Below are 18708 nucleotides of genomic sequence, written 5' to 3' on the forward strand. Positions count from 1 at the left end.
CTACAATATAAGGAAGCATCCAGACGATAAAGGAGCCCGCCTTCATGATTTCTTTGCTTGTTCGCCAATCTTTATTCCGCAAAATATTAACGAGCTTTATGATCCTGATCGTCATCTTCGCATTGGTCGATGTCGCCATTTTCTCGCTCGTCAAAAACCGCCTTCACGGCGAACGGATCGAGCAGAACCGGTTGACGCTGCGTCATGCGGCGGACCGGTACCACTCCCAGTTCGAGCGGGTGAAGAACGCCCTGTACAAGCAGTACACGGACAAGGACGTGACCCGGCTGAACCGCCTCATCATCTCGATGACGCAGAAGGATTCGTTCAAAACCGGCGCGATTGTGGATGACATCCAAGTGATCGTGCGGGAGCCGGAGCTGTATTTGGACAATATGATGCTGCTGTTCAAGCCGGTTCCGCTGCTGGTGGACAAGAAGGGTGCTACCGAAGAGGAACGGCTGTTCTCCGACATCTTCACGAGCGAAACGTATTCTTTTTCGTATTGGAAAGCTCAGTTCGAACGCGAGCCGAACTATGTCATTCATCCGGCGGCTTCGTTCTTTAACCCGGCTGAGCATCCGGAGGAAAAAACGCTCATTCCGTATTCCATCAAGCCGCCGACGGCGAGTTACCTGGTCGTCGCGATGATCGACGCCGAACGGCTGCGGCAAGCGATTGCCGGGGAGCGCGCCCCTCTCAATCTGACCATTCTGGAGCCGGACGGGCGCGTCCTGTACCGGACGGATGCGGAAGGAACGGCTCTGCCAAACGGGCTGCTGTCCGCGCTGCCGGCAGCCGATAGCGGGCTGGATTATGCGGTGCTGGATGGAAACTACTACTTCAGCCAGCAAGATGCGGACGGCTTGCAGTACATCCTTACCGTTCCGGGCCTAAGCTTCGCGGAAGAGGCGAACCGGCTGAACAAGCTTATGCTGCTTGTGATGGCGGCGGCGGTCATCGTCAGTCTCGTGCTGTCGGTCCTGTTCAGCAAACGAATCCATAAGCCGGTCCGGGAGCTGCTCTCGTCCATCTCAAACCCCGGCGAGACAGCGCTGGACAGCCAGATCCACGAATTCGATCTGATCGGTCATAAAATCCAGACGTTGCTCAAGGAGAAAGACGAGATCCTCGGCGAGCTGCGGCAGCAGCAATCCGTGTTGAACGGCTACGACTATATCGCCAAATTGAAAAATATCAATCACGAGCTGAGCGACTGGCACAGCATTCCGCATCATGCGGAGACGTTCACCATCGTGCTTTACGAGCTTCGCTTCCGCTCCGCCGCGTTCGTCGATATGCCGATCAACCGGGAGCTAGCTGCCCAATCGATCGGCGAACACCTCAAGCTGGTGACGGACGAGCGTTTCCCCAGCTCCTATACATTCCGGATGGAGGCGCATCAATTCCTGTCCGTCGTGCCGGGCAACGAACGTGACCGCTTGGTGACGATGCTGGAGGAACTGAAGCCGATGCTCGACCGCGACCGGCGTCATTGTCTGGTCACCGCGGCCGTCAGCTCGTGGTTCGGGCATTCCGCCCAGCTCGGGCACGCCTACAAGCAGGTGCAGGAGATGGCCCGGCAAGCGAGATTGCTTGAGGAGATGCAGATCGTGCTGGAATGCCGCACCGATTCGTCCGTCTATGCGCTGACGCTGACGCAGGAGCAGGAGCTGAACGCCGCGCTGCAAGCGGCCAACGCAGCCGAAGCTGTCCGCCTTGTCGGGCAATGGCTGGACGAGCTGGACCGGGATGAAGCGAGCGTCCGGCGGTTCCGGCGGTTCGCCTCCTCCGTCTCGGCGCAGGCGCAAAAAATCGTGGAGCATTACAAGGTGGAGGCAAGCACCTCCTGGCGGCTGAAGCCGATGATCCAGCAGCTCGGGGAGTGCTGTACGCTGGAGGAATACCGCAACACGCTGCAATCGTTCCTGAACGCCGTCACCGTATTCATCAAGGAGAAAAAGGAAGCTTCCGATCCGATCGTCGAGCACGTGCTCGGGGTACTTCAAGGGCATTATGCGGAGGACCTCTCGCTGGAGGCGCTGGCGGGGTCGCTGAACCTGACGCCGGCTTACGTCTCCACCTATATTAAGGAGAAGACCGGGGTCAATTTTACCGACCATCTGCATGACATCCGCGTCCGGAAGGCACAGGAGCTGCTGCTCGAAACCGGCATGAACATTCAGGAAATCGCCGAGCAGGTCGGCTACCGCAATATTTCCTCGTTTAACCGGATGTTCAAAAACCGCACCGGTCTATCGCCCGGCGAATACCGGAGAACGCAAACGATGGCGCGCACTTCGTGAACCGGGGGATAGAACTCAATATGGCGAATCAAGTATAATGGGATAAGAGATCAACTTAACCGTTCTGCGGAGGAATTATGATTCGCTACTCAGAGCCCGTCGTGCTAAAAAGCAAAATTTCACCGCCCCTTACCCGCGAAACGCTTGTAGCGCGGGATCGTCTTCTGCATAAAATTTCCAAAGGCATGAAGGGAAGACTTACCACCGTCTGCGCCCCTCCGGGGTTCGGCAAGACGACCCTTCTCTGCCAATGGGTTCGTCATAACGAACAAGCGGCCGCTTGGGTATCGCTGGACGAGCGGGACAACGATCTGGCCCGCTTCTGGCGTTATGTCGTTCACGCTGTGGACGCCGCCATTATCCCCGGATTCGCCGAGCTGATGGCGCCTGTGCTGCACACGCTTCCGCAGGGTTCCGTCGATACCATGATCGACGTCATGATGAACGAGCTGCATTCGCTGGATCGGCCTGCGGCCTTGATTCTGGACGACTACCACTGCGTGTACGACAAAAGCATTCATGAAAGCGTCAGCTACATGATCGATATTTTGCCGGACAACATGCATTTGCTGATCGCGAGCCGGACGGAGCTTCCCTTTTCGACAGCCAAGTGGCTGGTGCGGGATGAACGGACGGATATTCCGGCGCCCCATATGCTGTTTACCAGCGAGGAGGCGGAGATTTTTTACCGGGAAGTCGTGAACCTTCCATTGTCTTCTGATCACATCGCCAAGGTGCTTGGAGTGACGGAGGGTTGGGCCGCCGGCTTGCAGCTCGTGTCCCTCTCGCTCCAAGAGCGCCCGGATTACGAACGGCTGGTGCAAGACTTCTCCGGAACCGATCTTAACATTGCGGATTATTTGTTTCATGAGGTGCTGTCTCGGCTGCCGGCAGAGCTGTATGAGTTCGTGCTGCAAACGTCCGTGCTGCAGCGTATGGACGCTTCGATCTGCGACACGGTGATGCTTCGCGGCGACAGCCGGCTTCTTCTGGAACGGCTTCGCAGCCGCAATCTGTTCATCGTTGCGCTGGACGACCGTCATACGTGGTTCCGGTATCACCATGTCTTCTCGGAATTTCTGCGCACTCGTCTGAGGCACGAGCACCCGGAGCAATGGACCCGGTTAAACCGGCTGGCAAGCCTTGGCTTTGCCGAGCGGGGGCTGTTCGACGACGCAATCGACCATGCGATTGCCGCCGAAGATTACGCGCTCGCCTCGGGCCTCCTCGACAAGCACATCTTGACGGTGCTGCTGCGGGGAGAGTTCGCCACCCTGCTGAGCTGGTTCGCCTGCTTCCCTGCCCGTACGGCTTGGCCGTCTCAGCTGCATTTGCTGTATGCTTTTCTGCTGATCGTGACCGGACAATTCGAACGCGCCGAGGACGAGATGCGAACCGTTGAGATTCGGCTCGCCAACGGCGAATATGCTCCCGAAATCCGGGACAGCGTGCGCAGCGGATTGTTTTTCGTCAAAGCGAATCTGATGTTTTCTAGCGGCCGGTATGAGCAATGGTATGCGTTTGCCGAGCGAATGAATGAGCTGCTGCCGGAAGACCCGGTCTTCTACAATTTCAATTTCAACGAATCGGAGCCCTTGGTCCGCCGCACCGCCTTCGGTTTGAAGGGCGCGCTGTCCGACGAAGCGGGGAAGATCGGCAGACGGTTCGTGCAAATGCTCGAAGCCCGCGGCTGGAAAGACTCGCTGATCAATCAATATGTCGTGCAGACGTTGGCGGAGTCCATGTATGAGTGGAACTGCTTGGAGGAAAGCCGTCAATTGTCGGAGCAGGTGGAGAAAGTGTCCCGGGCTAAACGGATTCCCGGATTGTTCGTGCCGAACCGCATTACGCAGGCCCGTATCGATATCGCCGAGGGCCGTCTGTCGCTCGCCGGCGAAACGATGGATGAAGCGATCGACTTCGCCTCCCGCCATGTCGAATACCATTGGGTTCGCCCGCTACGGGCGTTCCGGGCGCGAATTCACTTATTGCAGGGCCGGATCGATGAGGCCGCCGGGCAGATCGCCCTGCTGCAGCTCCCGCTAGACCGCAAGCCGACGTACAATCGGGAAATGGAGGTTTTGAGCGCCACCCGCCTGCTGGGAGCCCTAGGCAAGGAAGACGAAGCTCTCCGTCTGCTGGAGCAACTGAAGCCGCAAGGTCGCAGAGAAGGCTGCTTGATCAGCATGATCGAGATTCCGATCCAACAGGCGCTGATAGAGCAGCGGCGCGGGCAGTCGGGTCAAGCGCTCGACTTTCTGCACGAAGCGCTCAGCGTCGCCGAGCCCTATACGTACATCCGCAGCTTTGTGGACGAAGGCCCGGCGATGGCGCGGTTGCTTCAGCAATACGTCGCACAGCAAAGCGCATCGGAGCCGGAAACGCACTTGACCGCCTATGCGGGCAAATTGCTCGGATGGTTCCCTCAGCCGGACGATCCGCCTGCCGTTCCCTCTTCCGCCGGGCTCGTGGAGGCGCTGACGCCAAGCGAATGGAGAATGCTGAACGGCATCCGGCAAGGCGCCTCGAACAAGCAAATTGCTCAAGAGCATGCATTAAGCGAAGGCACGGTGAAGGTATACCTGTCCCGAATATACGGCAAGCTGGGCGTCTCCTCCCGCACTCAAGCACTGCTGCGGGCGCAGGAGCTGGGGCTTTTCGATCGGCAGGATTCAGAGTGTTGAGAAAGTGGTCAATGATTTAATAGAGGTGTACGAGGGGGGGGGGTATCTCCTTCCGGTCGCTGCTCCACCCCACAAAGTGAAGGTGAATCAAGGAAGCTTAGTCCGAGTACTTTGCGGGGCCCCCGGGTCAGCAGGAAATTTTGATTTGAAGCCGCTTAGTAGCGGATATTTCCTGCAGACAAAGGCGAACGCTATCGCTCCTCCAGTAGATACCCCACTCTCTATTTTTGTAAAAATCCACTTTCTCAACAGCCTGATGCACCGTCCGTCGGATGGTGCTTTTTTTACGGCAAAATAGCCGAATGTCAGGCAATGACCTTCTTGGTTCCTGGTGGCACGATGGCCGCAGGTCTGGTATAAATACAGCGGATGACGAACTCGGCCAGCGCGAAGTTCAGCACCAGCGCGCCGTAGACTCCCAGCGTATAGCTGAGCGCGTATTCGACGCCGAACCCGTTATGAAGAACAAACGTGAACATATGGATGAATAGATTCGTGAAGCAAAAAGCGTAGCTGCGAACCATCCATTTCCGATGACTGTCGACCTGTTTTCGCTTGATTTGCACAATTGCTGCGACGGTCAATCCCATAAAAATAAGATTCATCACATTAAACGCGATGCTGTTGATTTTTCCTCCCGTCGAGTAAGGGGCCATATAGCCGGAAGTGAGGACGACAACCGCAACGGACAGGAGGTACAAGTAGCCGTTTACCCGGTGCAGCCTCCGGTGCTTGCTCAATATTTTCGTCGAAAAGTTAATGGCCCCCGCGATCATGGCCACGCAGGCGAAAACAATATGAACATACATCACATTTAACTAGACCGGGACAACGACGGGACGTTTCAAGCCGGTTTTATGACTCAGAAATTCAGCCGCTTGCGGGTCATGAATGAAATTAACGTACATCACGTAAAGCATGTAAACGACGGCAACGACGATCATCAGCAGGTACAGCGACTTTCTCCTGCTTTGCAGCTTTCTCATGCGGACTATCCCCCTTTTCACTTTAGAGACCGGACCGTTCGGTTTCTTTTTTATATTATATATTACCAAGTACTATACCTCACCCATAAAATGTTACAATATATGTACGAGCAAGAGAGCCCTTGAAATCCGCACAACGATAAGACGAGAAAGGAATCTGTCCATGCGTAAAGGCGAACAAACGAAGGCCCATATCATTAAAAAATCCGCGGAGCTGTTTAATCTAAAGGGATACTCCGGATCAACGATACAGGATATTATGGAAGCGACCGGCTTGACCAAAGGAGGCATTTACCGCAACTTCTCCAATAAAGACGAAATTGCTTTTGCCGCGTTCGAATATGCGGGGAAGGTGCTGTGGGAGCATTTCTCGGCGGCGATGCAAGGCTCCGAGACCGCTACGGAGAAAATATTGGCGATGTGCGGCGTCTATCGCGACGCGGTTCATCATCCTCCGCTCCAAGGCGGTTGCCCCTTTCTAAATACCGCGATTGAAAGCGATCATTCGTACCCCAGCATGCGCGAGCACGCGCTGGCAGCTTATAACGGGATGCTATCGTTTCTGCAAAGTATGTTGCAGCAGGGTATTGCCGACGGGGAATTCCGTGCCGATTTGGATACCGAATCGGTCGCTTCCTTCGTCTTTTCCACGATCGAAGGCGGCATTATGGCCAGCCGGTTGACCCGGGACAACAAGCATGTCGGCTATGCGATGAAGCATATCGAGCAATTGCTGGGCACCTATAAGCGCGCTTCGGATTAATAAAGCGCACAACGTCCTGCTGCCTGTAAGGAGGGAACAGGGCTATTTCCCTTTTACCATTTTCCCTGTCGGGATGTACCCGTGCTGAAGCGCATGGCGTGTATTTTAATCACCCTGTTGCTATAATGTATAGGAATTTAACAATTAAGGGAGATGTCCCCATGGAACTTGATCATCTGATTACTTCTAAATTTCGGGAAATCAAAAGTGTGCTTTCCGCCTACTTAACACAAATACTCCCTGCCTATGGCATTTCGCCGATTATGATGTATACGCTCGAATATTTGCGCAAACATCCGGATTGCATTGCCGTTGATATCGCGAATGAGTTCGGCTTGACGCGGGGAGCCGTCACTCAGCTTCTGGATAAGCTGGAAGAGCAGAATCTCGTTGTCCGCAAGCCGCACCCGAACAGCCGCAGGAGTTTGTCCCTCCAAGTGACGGATCAAGGGAATGAGCTTGTAACTGCTATTCTCGATGCGTACAATAAAAAAATTGAAAAGCTTTTTGCAAACTACTCGGCGGACGAGCTTGCGTCCCTGAAACAGCTTTTGGAGAAGCTGCCTTTGTAGATCCCAATGCCTTGCGCGTTGGGATTTTTTTATACGTCTTGACTTTATTATTTAACTTCTATATTGTTTAATTAATAAACAATATACCTTAGGAGCGATTAATACATGAATAAAATTATTGCCATTACCGGAGCTTCCTCCGGCATCGGACTCGCAACCGCCATCTTATTTGCCGACCATGGATGGACGGTTTATGCAGGCACCCGCAACGTCCTGCGCGATCAGGAGCAGCATGGAGGCCGCCCTAACCTTCATTTCCTTCAGATGGAAGTTACGCAGCCCGAGTCGTTAGAGCGGGCTTTTGCAACGATCGAAGAGAGGCACGGGCATTTGGACGTGCTTTTCGCGAATGCAGGCTTTGGCTTTTTACGTCCCCTGGGGCAAGCTGCGTTCGAGGAAATTCAAACCGTCTTCGATACAAACGTCTATGGAGTCATGCATACCATTCGTGCCGGGCTCCCGCTCCTGCGCAAAGCGGCATCCGGCCATCTGATAGCTACAACAAGTGTCGGCGGGTTAGTCGGTCAACCTCTAAACGAAATTTATTGCGCGAGCAAGTTTGCGGTCGAAGGCTTGTTAGAAAGCTTGGCCACTTACTACAAGCCAACCTTTAACATCGATGTCACTTTGCTCGAACCCGGCGCCATCGCAACTCATTTCAACGACACCGTACTTTCGCATATCGAACAAACCGGCGGCATCCGCGACGATGAATATAAACCCGTCTTCGAAACGTATATCGGCACGTTCTCCAAGCGGAATGCCGTTCCGCAAACGCCGGAGTCCGTCGCTGAGGTGATGCTGAAGCTGGTGAACATGGAGACGAAGCCGCTGCGCGTCCGCACATCGGAGCAAGCCGATGCTTTTGTACGCTTCAAGGTGGAGCAAGATCCTACCGGACTCGACGGCATGCTGAATACCCGTAAGCTGCAATTGAATATGTAAAACGAAAAGAGAGGTGCAGGCTAATTAGGCTGCGCCTCTTTCTATGCCCGGATGCCGGAGCAGCCGTAAATTCCGTATCGACGCAAGGGGTTGTCTCAACGTGCAGCCTAGACCTCTGCCCCCTCTACCGGCTCTTGACCAGCAGTTGCACCGCCTCTTGGATCACTTGATCGGGCGAGTTGCCTTTTTCCAGCTCCTCCCGGATACAATGCTCCAGATTCGCCCCGATGACCGTGCCGATCGTCCGGTCTACGGCCGTCCTTATCGCCGACAGCTGCGTTACGATGTCTCTGCAATCTTTTCCTTCTTCCAGCATGCCGAGCACTCCGCGAATTTGGCCTTCGATCCGCTTCAGCCGGTTTTTGACCGCATTATCGTATTCCACACCGATTCACCTCTTTTAAATAAACAAGTTCAAGCCCGAATCCTCGGCATCGCCTAAATAGGCCGCTACGCCGGCATAATCGATTCCGTCGATTAATTCTTCCTTGCGGATGCCCATAATATCCATGCTCATCGTACAAGCGACCAGCTTGACGCCGGACCGGATCGCATTGCCCATCAAGACTTCCAGCGAATCGACATTTTTGCGCTGCATGACGCGGCGAATCATCTTGGCGCCAAGACCTCCCATGTTCATTTTGGACAGAGGAAGGGCGGCCGCGCCTTTGGGCATCATCAACCCGAACATTGCCTCCAAGCCGTCCTTCTTGACGGCCGGGGCTCCAGCCTTGCGCAGCACGTTCAAGCCCCAGAAGGTGAAAAACATCGTGACCGGCTTGCCCATCGCCGCGGCCCCCGAAGCAATGATGAAGGCGGCGATCGTTTTGTCCAGGTCGCCGCTGAACACGACCATGGTCGCCCCGTTTTTGGACGAAGCCGGGTCGGATTGCTGCGGTGCGGCACCGGCCCCTTTCACGAGCACCGCACGCACGCCTTCGGGTGAAGATTCGACCGTCTCCAGCGGATTGCCTGTTTTTTCGCACCATTTGGCAATATCCGCGGCGAATCCGAAATCGGTGGCCTTCACTTCAAGCCGTTCTCCCGGCGCCATCTGCCGGACCGCTTCGTATACTTTCATAATAGGGCCTGGACACTGCAATCCGCAAGCGTCGACCTGAACCTGAGCTTGAACGGGAGAAGCTGGGGCCGGGGAATCGGCCGGCACCGCCGACGGACCGCTGCCCGTCTCGGGAGCCGGAAGGGGCGGCTCGTCAGCCATCGCGGCGTACGTCCTGTAGCCCCCGTCCAAATTGCGCACCTTGTACCCGTGCTGCTGAAGAAGCCGGGCCGCGACATAGCCCCGCTGGCCGACTTGGCACGAGACGACAACCGGCTGCTGGAGCGGAAGCCCGTGCAGCCGGTTGCGCAAATCGTTCAGCGGAATGCAGACCGAACCCGGAATGTAGCCCGCCATCCGTTCGGCGTCGTCCCGGACGTCGACGAGCAGTCCGCCGCCCTTGACATACGCATCCACCTCGTGCCACTGCATCGTCTCGACCAAGCCTTCCATCACATTCGACGCGACGTATCCCGCCATGTTAACCGGGTCCTTGGCCGACGAATATGGCGGCGCGTACGCCAGCTCCAGCTCGGCCAGCTCGGCTGCCGTCAACCCTCCGCGCATCGCCGCGGAAATCACGTCGATCCGCTTGTCTACCCCGTCCTGCCCGACGGCTTGCGCGCCGTAAATAGTCCCGGTTGCTTTATCGAACAGCAGCTTGAGCGACAGCGGCGCAGCTCCGGGATAATACCCGGCATGGGAGGCCGGATGGATGTGAATAGCCTCATACGGAACCCCCAGCTTGTTCAACGTCTTCTCATTCACCCCGGTGACGGCCGCGGTCAGGTCGAACGCTTGGACAATCGCCGTTCCGAAAGCCCCGGGGTAGGACGCTTTCCGCCCTTGAATCGCGTCCGCAACCAGCCGCCCTTGGCGGTTAGCCCCCCAAGCGAGCGGCACCACCGTTTCGAAGCCGAGCGTCCGGTCTTTGACTTCGATCGCATCGCCGACCGCGTAGATGGACGGATCGCTCGTTTGCAGCCGGTCGTTTACACGGATGGCTCCTCTTACACCAAGCTCAAGCCCCGCTTCACGGGCCAATCCACTCTCCGGCGTCACGCCGATCGCCAGCAGCAGCATGTCCGTCCGGAGAACTTGCCCCGAGGACAGGCGCAGCATTTTCCCGCGATCTTCGATCGCGACGACGGACGCACCAAGCACAAGATCGACTCCTTGGAGACGCATGTGCCGTTCCACCGGCTTGGCCATCTCGGGGTCAAGCGGCCCCAGCACCTGCCCGTTTCGCTCCACCAGCGTCACTTCAAGACCGCGATGACGCAGGTTTTCGGCCATTTCGACGCCGATAAATCCTCCGCCGATAATGGCGGCATGACGCGGCTTGTGCTCGTCAATCCAGCCGTGAATCCGGTCCGTATCGGGAATATTGCGCAGCGTGAACACCGCCTCCGCCTCGGCTAAGCCGGGAATTTCCGGCATGATGGGCTTCGCCCCCGGCGATAACACAAGAACATCGTACGGATATTCCGCTTCTTCTCCGGTATCCAGCTGCTTCACCCGGACTTTTTTGCCCGTCCGGTCGATCGCCGTCACTTCCGTGCGCACCTTAACGTCGATGCCGAACCGGTCCTTCATCCCCTGCGGCGATTGAAGCAGAAGCTTGTCGCGAGATGCAATCGTCCCCCCGATATAATAAGGCAGCCCGCAATTGGCAAACGAAATATGCTCCCCACGTTCGAACATCGTGATCGAATCGTGCTCTTTCAAACGTCTTAATCGGGCAGCCGCCGTAGCGCCGCCCGCCACTCCGCCAACGATGACAATATTTTTAGACACGGCAATCAGTCCTTTTCTGTATCATGATGAATACCCTATGGGGTATATAATATACCTATGGGGGTATATCAGTCAACCGGACAATGAGAAAAAGAGCCGTGCGCCTGCACGACTCCCTGAACAACTTCAACCTTATTCTCTTCAACTCACACGACCTCTTGCATGCCCGTGTTCGCTTTTACCAGAATCTCATCATACTTCTCGTCGTTGCGTTTGGAGGACAGCAAGGTTCCGGCGATGGCGCCCACGAATCCGATCGGGATCGAGATGATGCCCGGATTCGTCAGCAAAATCAGCGGCTCTCCGACGAGTATTGCTTTCCCTGCGACCGGGTCCCACACGTTGGGGCTGACCAACACCAAAATCAACGAGCTGATCAAGCCTACGAGCATTCCCGTCACGGCGCCGGCGGTATTAAATCTGCGCCAGAACACGGTGAACACGAGGACCGGCAGATTGGCGCTTGCCGCGACGGCGAAAGCCAACGAGACCAGAAAAGCAACGTTCAGCTTCTGGGCAAACAGCGCCAATATAATCGAAATGATCGCAACTCCAACGGAGGCCAGCTTGGCGGACCTAACCTGCTCCTTCTCCGTCGCCTTCCCTTTACGCAAAATATGGCTGTAGAAATCGTGCGCGAAGGCCGAGGCAGCGGAGAGTACAAGTCCGGCGACGACCGCCAGAATCGTAGCGAACGCCACAGCCGAGACGAAAGCGAACAGGAAATCTCCTCCGAGCGCCTTCGCCAGCAGCGGGGCCGCCATGTTGCCGGCCGCGTTTGCCTGCACAATGACATCCTTCCCGACAAAAGCGGCCGCGCCGAAGCCGAGGAAAATCGTCATGACATAGAACAGCCCGATGACCCAAGTCGCGACAACCACGGACTTCCTTGCGGTCGGGGCGTCTTTTACCGTAAAAAAGCGGATCAAAATATGCGGCAGGCCCGCGGTACCGAGCACGAGCGCCAGATTGAGCGAGATCGTATCCAGCCCGTTCGTAAACTTGTTGCCCGGATTGAGGAAAGCTTCTTTCAGCGGCGTGGCCGTGGCCATCGCATCGAACATATGAAGGAGATTGAAGTCGAATTTGGCGAACACAATCAGCGAAATGATGAACGTTCCCGCCATCAGCAGCACGCACTTGATGATCTGCACCCAGCTCGTGGCCGTCATCCCGCCGAACACGACATAGACGGTCATCAGCGCGCCGACGATTAAGACCGAGGTCGAATACTCCAGACCAAGCAGCAGCTTGATCAAGGCTCCGGCGCCCACCAATTGGGCGATCATATAGAAGATCGAGATCGTGATCGAATTCAGCGCCGCCACACCCCGTACTTTCTTGTTGTCGAAACGGGCCGCGATCATATCCGCCATCGTATATTTTCCCAGATTGCGCAGCGGCTCAGCGACCAAATATAGCACAACGAGGTACGCGACCAGAAAGCCGATGCTGTAAAAGAAGCCGTCGAAGCCGAACAACGCCACCATCCCGGCGATCCCCAGAAACGAAGCCGCAGACATGTAGTCGCCGGCAATGGCCAGACCGTTCTGCCAGCCGGTCAACCCGCCCCCGGCGGTGTAAAACTCACTGGCGGTTTTTGTCTTTTTGGCCGCATAATACGTAATGACCAGCGTTCCCGCCACGATGATCAGAAACAAGAGAAAGGCCGTATTCATCATCGGCTACCCCACCTTCCGCAGGCTCGTTTTGGATTCGTCTTTGATTTGTTCGGCCAAGGCGTCGAACTCGACCGCCTTGCGGGTATACAGCGAGCACAGCACCCAGGTCATAATAAATTGCGCGAAAGCGAAAATCCATGCCCACGTGATCGAACCGACCGCTTTGGTGTTCAGCACTTGAGAATAAGAGGTCAGGACCGGAAGAACGAAGTAGAACACGAGGAAAAAGATCGACATCGGCAGGATAAAACGTTTCTTTTGGACCATCAGCCTGCGAAACGTATCGGAGCGTACGATTTCGCTGTAAACATTCCTTCGGGATTGTTCTTTCATGGGCTTTCCCTCCTGCAAAGATTGATCGTCGCTCTACGTCTGCCGGAAGTACCGGCCGCCGCGCTATCGGAATCGGGATGCTTTATTCATCGGTCCCATATCCCAGTAATTTACTTGTAAGCGCTTTATAATTGTAGCATAGGAATGTACGGATCACTTGAACTTCGGCGCGAAATGTCAAAAAACGTCCCTCAAACGGATAAAAGCCGTCCTGAACGGCGGCCTTTCCCGGTCTGCTAGTCTCCCTGCAGCCGCTTGATCAATTCCTTGGCCGCCACTCTGGACAAAGGCACTTTACTCCGCCCGGCATCCTTCAAGACGACGTTGTAAGCGCCGTTAAACCACGACTCGATTTCATCGATGCGGTCCACGTTGACCAAGTAGCTGCGGTGCGTCCGGAAAAAAGCATACCCGGTTAGCTTCTCCTCCAGCTCCTGAAGCGTTTGCCGGGTCGCATGTACCTGCCCGTCAGCCATATGAATTTGCGTCAGCTTCTCTTCCTTGACCGCATAGCTGATCTTCGCAGGCTCGACCACCACCATACGGCTGCCGTCATCGATGAGCAGCTTCGGCTTGAATGCACTCCGGGATCGGATCGCCCCATCCGAAGCCAGTGAAGCCGTCGCGGCAGCGGGCGGGATCGCCGTTCCTTCGGAGGGAGTCCGCATTTTGCGTATTTTTTGCAGCGTTTGACGAAGACGTTCCTCGTCGTAAGGCTTTAGCAAATAATCTGCCGCTTCCAAGCGGAATGCTTCCACGGCATACTGCTCGTAAGCCGTAGCAAAAACAATATGCGGCCGCGGCTCGACATCCATCAGCTTGTGTGCGGTCTGCACCCCATCCAGGCCCGGCATATGAATGTCAAGAAAGACGACATCCGGCTTGTGCACCGCTGCCAGCTCCAGCAGTTGGACGCCGCTCGCAGCAAAAGGCAGCAGCTCGACGTCCCGTTCCCGGGACAATAAATAAGTCAGCTCCTCCCGCGCCAGCCGCTCATCCTCTGCGATCATTACTTTCATCTATCGCTTCACGCCTTTCCTCCGCTTGATAAGGTATCGTACATTCGATGCGCGCCCCTCCCTCGGGCGGATTGGAAAATTTCAGCCCGGCCTCCGGGCCGAACAGGTGGATCAGCCGCCGGTTCACGTTATAGACTCCGATGCCCGTGCTCCCGCTCCCGCCGCCCGTGACTGGGGAAGCCCCCAGCGTCTCCAATACGTCCGCCGGAAAACCGTTGCCGTTGTCCTTGACCACAATGCGAACCCCGTCCGCTACGCGACGGAGCTCGACATGAATGTCGCCCCTGTCCGTCCGCCCTTTAAAACCATGATGAATGCTGTTTTCCACCAGCGGCTGGAGCGTGGAAGGCGGGATGGACACGGATTCCAGGCCGGGATCGCATAGACAATCGACGGAAAGCTGGTCCTCGAACCGGATATTCACGATGCCGAGGTACGTATGAAGATGCTCCAATTCCTTATACAGCGGGACCAGCGGTGCTTGGGTCATCGTCAGGTTCATGCGCATGTAATGCCCGAGCTGCACGGTAACCCGTCTGGCGGCTTCGGGCTTGATCCGAATCAGCGTGACGATCGCATTGAGCGTATTGAACAAAAAGTGCGGGTTAATTTGTGCTTGAAGCGCTTTCAATTCCGCATCCTTCATCAAGCTTCTCAGTTGCTCCGCCATCGCGATATCGAGCTGGATCGAGATCAGCTTGCTCAGCCCTTGGGCAAATGCCTCCTCCACCGGACGGATCTGTCGGACGCCGGGATAATACAATTTGATTAATCCCGCAACTTGTCCCCCGCTTCGGATCGGTACGATAATCGCCGCGCCGATCGCCGGGTGGTGCGGCTGAATCTGCTCCTTCGTTCGGGCAATCTGAATTTCCCCGGTTTGGACCGCCTTCCTCGACAACTCCGAAGCGATCGGCGTTCCTTGGATGCCCGGCATCATTCCGGTGCCTGCATGCGCCAAGATTTGCTTCGTATCCGTAATGGCGACCGCACTGGCGCGAAGCTCGCGGCGCAGCACATTGGCCGCCGCTTCGGCGGTCTCGAAGGTCAGCCCCTGCTTAAGAAAAGGAAGCGCCATTTCCGCAATATGCAGCGCCCGCTGCGTCTCGGAGGCGGCAGCCCGCTCCTCCTCCTTCATCACCGCCTGAATCATCGCGACCAAAATGCCGACCCCTACGCTGGTGGCCGCCACCATCGGGATCCCGATGAGATCCACCGTGCGGATCGCGGCAGGCGAAGACTCGTTCACGATCAGCACGACGCCCATTTGCAGGATGGGAGCAAATACGCTAATAAACAGCGCCTTCACCGGCGCGATGACTCTTTCTTCGGCAAAGAAACGAGCGACCAGTCCGGCCAAGAGACCCAGGATTGGCGTAGACACCGCATCGGCGACGCCGGTAATTCCGCCCAGGCTGTAAGCGTGAATGCCGGAGATGAGACCTGCCCCCGTGCCTACGGCGACCCCGCCAAGCAGACCGGCCACCATCACCCCGATCAGCGCCGAATCCGCCATCGCCTCCTCCGGCTGAAGGGAAGCCACCAGAAAGGAAGAGTCGGCCCTCTCCCCGCTAATCGTCACCCCGGCGTACGTGCCTCCGATGCTGACCAGACCGAAAACGAGCGAAAACGTCAATCCGGTCTTCCAATCCGGCCTCCGGTCGAGCAGGTAGCGGAACTGCGGGATTCGGGTAAGGATGAACGTGATCAACAATAGCAAGCCCATCCGTTCCATGAGCAGCAAGGTTAAGTGCTGCATCCGCATCCCCCGTTTCTTGGCTAGTTATCCCCATTATACCCGGAAATGAGCGTGGGAGAGTAAACTTTTTGGGTGGACCCGAGGACAAGAGTGGGCGGAAGTGGATACCCCACCCCCTCGTACACCTCTACTACTTCAATTGAGCACTTTCGCGACAAGCACAGCACCTTGCAGGTCCGTTGAACCGAGCTACTTGACAATCAGCACCGGAACTTTGGAGTGCTGAACAACATGATGGCTGACGCTGCCAAGAACAAACTCGCGCAGGCCGCTTAGTCCCCTGCTTCCCATAATGATCAAGTCGCTTCCGCTTTCTTCGGCGTATTCCAGAATGGCAAGAGCCGGCTGTCCCTGCTTCAGGATCACCTTGACGCCGGACAGCTGCGAGGTTAAGCGTTTGGCCTCATCAATCATAGCTTGGGCGGCGAGCAAGTAATCTTTCTCCTCGTTGAACGGTGCGGCATACAGCGGCCCCCCGAACACCGGAACGGGAATGTGACAGACATGAATCACTTCAAGCCTCGCGGCATGATCTTGAGCAAATTTTATGGCCTTTTCCAGCGCTTTTACCGATAATGCCGAGCCGTCGAATGCGGTTAATATGTTTTGATATGGCATGAAAAACATCCCTTTCCCTGAGATCTATTATCATTTATGTTACCGTTCTTCCTCCCCGATCGGAATGACATTGATCACAGTATCACTGCAGCACGGGGAAATACAAATGTAAACACGACGATACGGTGAAAATGGAAATAAGGTACGCCAAATGTCCATAGCAAAACCGGCGTCCGATGCGAACGCCGGTCATTTTCCGAATCATGCATTTCCTCTGCTTTTGAAATAAATTTGCTTCAGATACGCTACTGTTTTGTTCATCCTCATCTGATTTGACCCTTTTACAAGAATAGTCGTGCCCGGTTGTATAACATGAGCCAATGCCTTGTGAAGCTGCGCCCTGGAGACGAAGCTGTGCAAGCTTTTGGCGGGAAAGCCTGCTTGCTTGGCTCCAGCGATAACCTGTGACGCATGTTTTCCAATGGCGTATATATGGGTGATGTTTTTTCGCGCTGCGTAGCTTCCTATTTCTTTATGGCCTTTAACTGCATATGCACCTAATTCCGACATGGAACCCAGTACGGCAATTTTTTTGTTTTTGCCGGTAGCGGACAATACATCAAGGGCGGCTTTTACCGCATCCGGATTTGCGCTGTAAGAATCATCGATTAATCTTATGCCTCTTCTCAAGTTGTAGACGTATAGCCGTCTTTTTGGCTTTTCATAGGTTTTGAGGCCGTTCTGGATCTGCTTCGGTGTAAATCCCAAACGATGTGAAATGCCAATGGCAAACAACGCGTTATAAATATTATGCCTTCCTAAAATAGGGATGTAGAAACGGTGTTCTTTCCCGTCAAGCTTCACCCGGAATGTCATTCCGCGCTTGGCGTTATGGATTTTAGACGCCCGGTAAACAGCTTTGTTGCGGATTCCGATTCGCACGATGCGGCCCTTGAATCCCTTCGTGCGCAGCAGCTTGGAATGGTGGTCGTCGGCGTTTAGCCATACGGTCCCTGTCGATTTCATGTAACGGATTAATTCCGACTTCGCCTTGGCCACACCTTGAATTCGGCCGCCAAAATTGCCGATATGGGCCCTTCCAATGTTGGTGATAACGCCTATATTGGGACGAATATAGTGGCAGTGGCGTTTGATGTTTCCGTAATATTGCATGCCGTACTCCAAAACAACGGCCCGGTGAACTGAACGGAGCAATTTTGCGTGCCTTTTGGTGGCCGACACGGCATTTCGATTTTGGGGGGATTTGAAGATTTTCCAACGTTTCTTCAATATCGCGGCAATCATTTCTTTTGTTGTCGTTTTACCGGAGCTGCCGGTGACCGCAATGATCGGTTTGTACAGAATTGATTTTTTGCTCATACTTTCCCGTCCACCGCCAATCGTAAAATGTCTCTCTTGAAAGACTTATCCCTTGATGAACACGTTTTACGATTATTTTAAAGGATCATCATTTTGTCCCAACAGGGGTACATGCCTGATTAATGAGAGACATTACAGAGCGCGGATGAAGCCGGGAAGCCAAACGTAAAACCGGCACCTGTCGTTGCAGATGCCGGTCTTTTCGGAGCTTTGTGCTCCGTCAATCAAAATCGTACCTTTCCTCCTTAAAGGGATCGCCGTACATGTGATACCCGTTCCGTTCCCAAAAGCCCGGCTTGTCCTTCTCCATAAATTCGATGCCGCGCAGCCATTTGGCGCTTTTCCAGAAATACAGGTGCGGGACGACCGCGCGCACGGGATAGCCATGTTCCGGCGAGAGCAGCACGCCGTTATGCCGGATACCGAGAAACGTCGTGTCGCGCAGGAAATCCGCCAAAGGCAGGTTCGTGTTCCACCCGTGCTCGGCGTGCAGCATCACGTACTGCGCTTCCGGCTTCAGCTTAATCCGCTCCATCAGCGTGGCTACGGCCACGCCTTCCCAGACGTTGTCCAGCTTGGACCAGGTCGTCACGCAGTGGATGTCGTTGCGGAACTCCCGGCGCGGCAGCGCCAAAAACTGTTTATAGCTCAGCGTCAGCTCCTCGTCCACCAGCCCGAACAGACGCAAACTCCATTTGCCCATGTCGTTGTAGTAAGGAATTTCGCCATAATGCAGCACGGGAAAGCCTTCCGTCACCTTCTGGCCGGGGGGCACACGCTCCGGCGCAGGTCCTCCCGCTTCCGGCTGCGGCATTTTGTCATCCATCGTCATAAACTACGCCTCCTTTTCACGCTGCGTCTTTT

At 55.4% G+C, this 18708-nt stretch carries 14 protein-coding genes and 1 pseudogene; 5 read left to right on the forward strand and 10 right to left on the reverse strand.

Annotated features, from left to right (window positions below; translation table 11 throughout):
* Window positions 1-44: 44 nt before the first annotated feature.
* A complete protein-coding gene (locus QMG93_RS10955) occupies window positions 45-2306 on the forward strand; it encodes a helix-turn-helix transcriptional regulator (protein ID WP_281936255.1) in 2262 nt (753 codons plus the stop codon).
* 77 nt (window positions 2307-2383) lie between these two features.
* On the forward strand, window positions 2384-4990 hold the full coding sequence (locus QMG93_RS10960; RefSeq protein WP_281936257.1) for a LuxR C-terminal-related transcriptional regulator: 2607 nt from the start codon (window positions 2384-2386) through the stop codon (window positions 4988-4990).
* A gap of 305 nt (window positions 4991-5295) precedes the next feature.
* Here the strand turns inward: QMG93_RS10960 and QMG93_RS10965 are convergent.
* Window positions 5296-5976, reverse strand: a pseudogene (locus tag QMG93_RS10965) (DUF2306 domain-containing protein).
* A gap of 163 nt (window positions 5977-6139) precedes the next feature.
* Here QMG93_RS10965 and QMG93_RS10970 point away from each other — a divergent pair.
* From QMG93_RS10970 to QMG93_RS10980, 3 genes are all read left to right on the forward strand, one after another.
* The gene (locus QMG93_RS10970; protein WP_281936259.1) at window positions 6140-6739 is read left to right on the forward strand and encodes a TetR/AcrR family transcriptional regulator; all 600 of its coding nucleotides are present in this window, start codon (window positions 6140-6142) and stop codon (window positions 6737-6739) included.
* A 161-nt stretch (window positions 6740-6900) separates the two neighbouring features.
* Window positions 6901-7311 carry a MarR family winged helix-turn-helix transcriptional regulator gene (locus tag QMG93_RS10975; RefSeq protein ID WP_281936260.1) on the forward strand — a complete coding sequence of 137 codons (411 nt, stop codon included), beginning with the start codon at window positions 6901-6903 and terminating at the stop codon, window positions 7309-7311.
* A 105-nt stretch (window positions 7312-7416) separates the two neighbouring features.
* Window positions 7417-8256 (forward strand): SDR family oxidoreductase, encoded by an 840-nt coding sequence (locus tag QMG93_RS10980; protein ID WP_281936261.1) that lies wholly within the window; start codon window positions 7417-7419, stop codon window positions 8254-8256.
* A gap of 124 nt (window positions 8257-8380) precedes the next feature.
* On the opposite strand, the gene QMG93_RS10985 is transcribed toward QMG93_RS10980, so the two are convergent.
* The 9 genes from QMG93_RS10985 to QMG93_RS11025 form a co-directional block, all read right to left on the reverse strand.
* Window positions 8381-8641, reverse strand: coding sequence for a metal-sensitive transcriptional regulator (locus QMG93_RS10985; protein WP_010493553.1), 261 nt, complete (start codon window positions 8639-8641; stop codon window positions 8381-8383).
* A 15-nt stretch (window positions 8642-8656) separates the two neighbouring features.
* Window positions 8657-11113: a CoA-disulfide reductase gene (locus tag QMG93_RS10990; RefSeq protein ID WP_281936264.1), complete on the reverse strand. Its 2457-nt coding sequence runs from the start codon at window positions 11111-11113 to the stop codon at window positions 8657-8659.
* 146 nt (window positions 11114-11259) lie between these two features.
* On the reverse strand, window positions 11260-12795 hold the full coding sequence (locus tag QMG93_RS10995) for a cation acetate symporter (protein WP_281936266.1): 1536 nt from the start codon (window positions 12793-12795) through the stop codon (window positions 11260-11262).
* A gap of 3 nt (window positions 12796-12798) precedes the next feature.
* Complete coding sequence (locus QMG93_RS11000) at window positions 12799-13128, reverse strand: DUF485 domain-containing protein (RefSeq protein ID WP_281936268.1); 330 nt, start codon at window positions 13126-13128, stop codon at window positions 12799-12801.
* Between the two features lie 236 nt (window positions 13129-13364).
* Complete coding sequence (locus QMG93_RS11005; protein ID WP_281936270.1) at window positions 13365-14147, reverse strand: LytR/AlgR family response regulator transcription factor; 783 nt, start codon at window positions 14145-14147, stop codon at window positions 13365-13367.
* Window positions 14122-15906, reverse strand: a complete 1785-nt coding sequence (locus tag QMG93_RS11010; protein ID WP_309299665.1) for a LytS/YhcK type 5TM receptor domain-containing protein — start codon at window positions 15904-15906, stop codon at window positions 14122-14124. Before QMG93_RS11010 ends, QMG93_RS11005 begins: the two co-directional genes overlap by 26 nt.
* A gap of 189 nt (window positions 15907-16095) precedes the next feature.
* Entirely contained in the window at window positions 16096-16524 is a 429-nt protein-coding gene (locus QMG93_RS11015; RefSeq protein WP_281936274.1) for a universal stress protein, read from the reverse strand.
* 201 nt (window positions 16525-16725) lie between these two features.
* Window positions 16726-17844 carry a UDP-N-acetylmuramoyl-tripeptide--D-alanyl-D-alanine ligase gene (locus QMG93_RS11020; protein WP_281936276.1) on the reverse strand — a complete coding sequence of 373 codons (1119 nt, stop codon included), beginning with the start codon at window positions 17842-17844 and terminating at the stop codon, window positions 16726-16728.
* 220 nt (window positions 17845-18064) lie between these two features.
* Window positions 18065-18676 carry a sulfite oxidase-like oxidoreductase gene (locus QMG93_RS11025; RefSeq protein WP_281936278.1) on the reverse strand — a complete coding sequence of 204 codons (612 nt, stop codon included), beginning with the start codon at window positions 18674-18676 and terminating at the stop codon, window positions 18065-18067.
* Window positions 18677-18708 lie beyond the last annotated feature (32 nt).

It is taken from the genome of Paenibacillus tyrphae (assembly GCF_027925525.1).
GTDB lineage: Bacteria > Bacillota > Bacilli > Paenibacillales > NBRC-103111 > Paenibacillus_G > Paenibacillus_G tyrfis_B.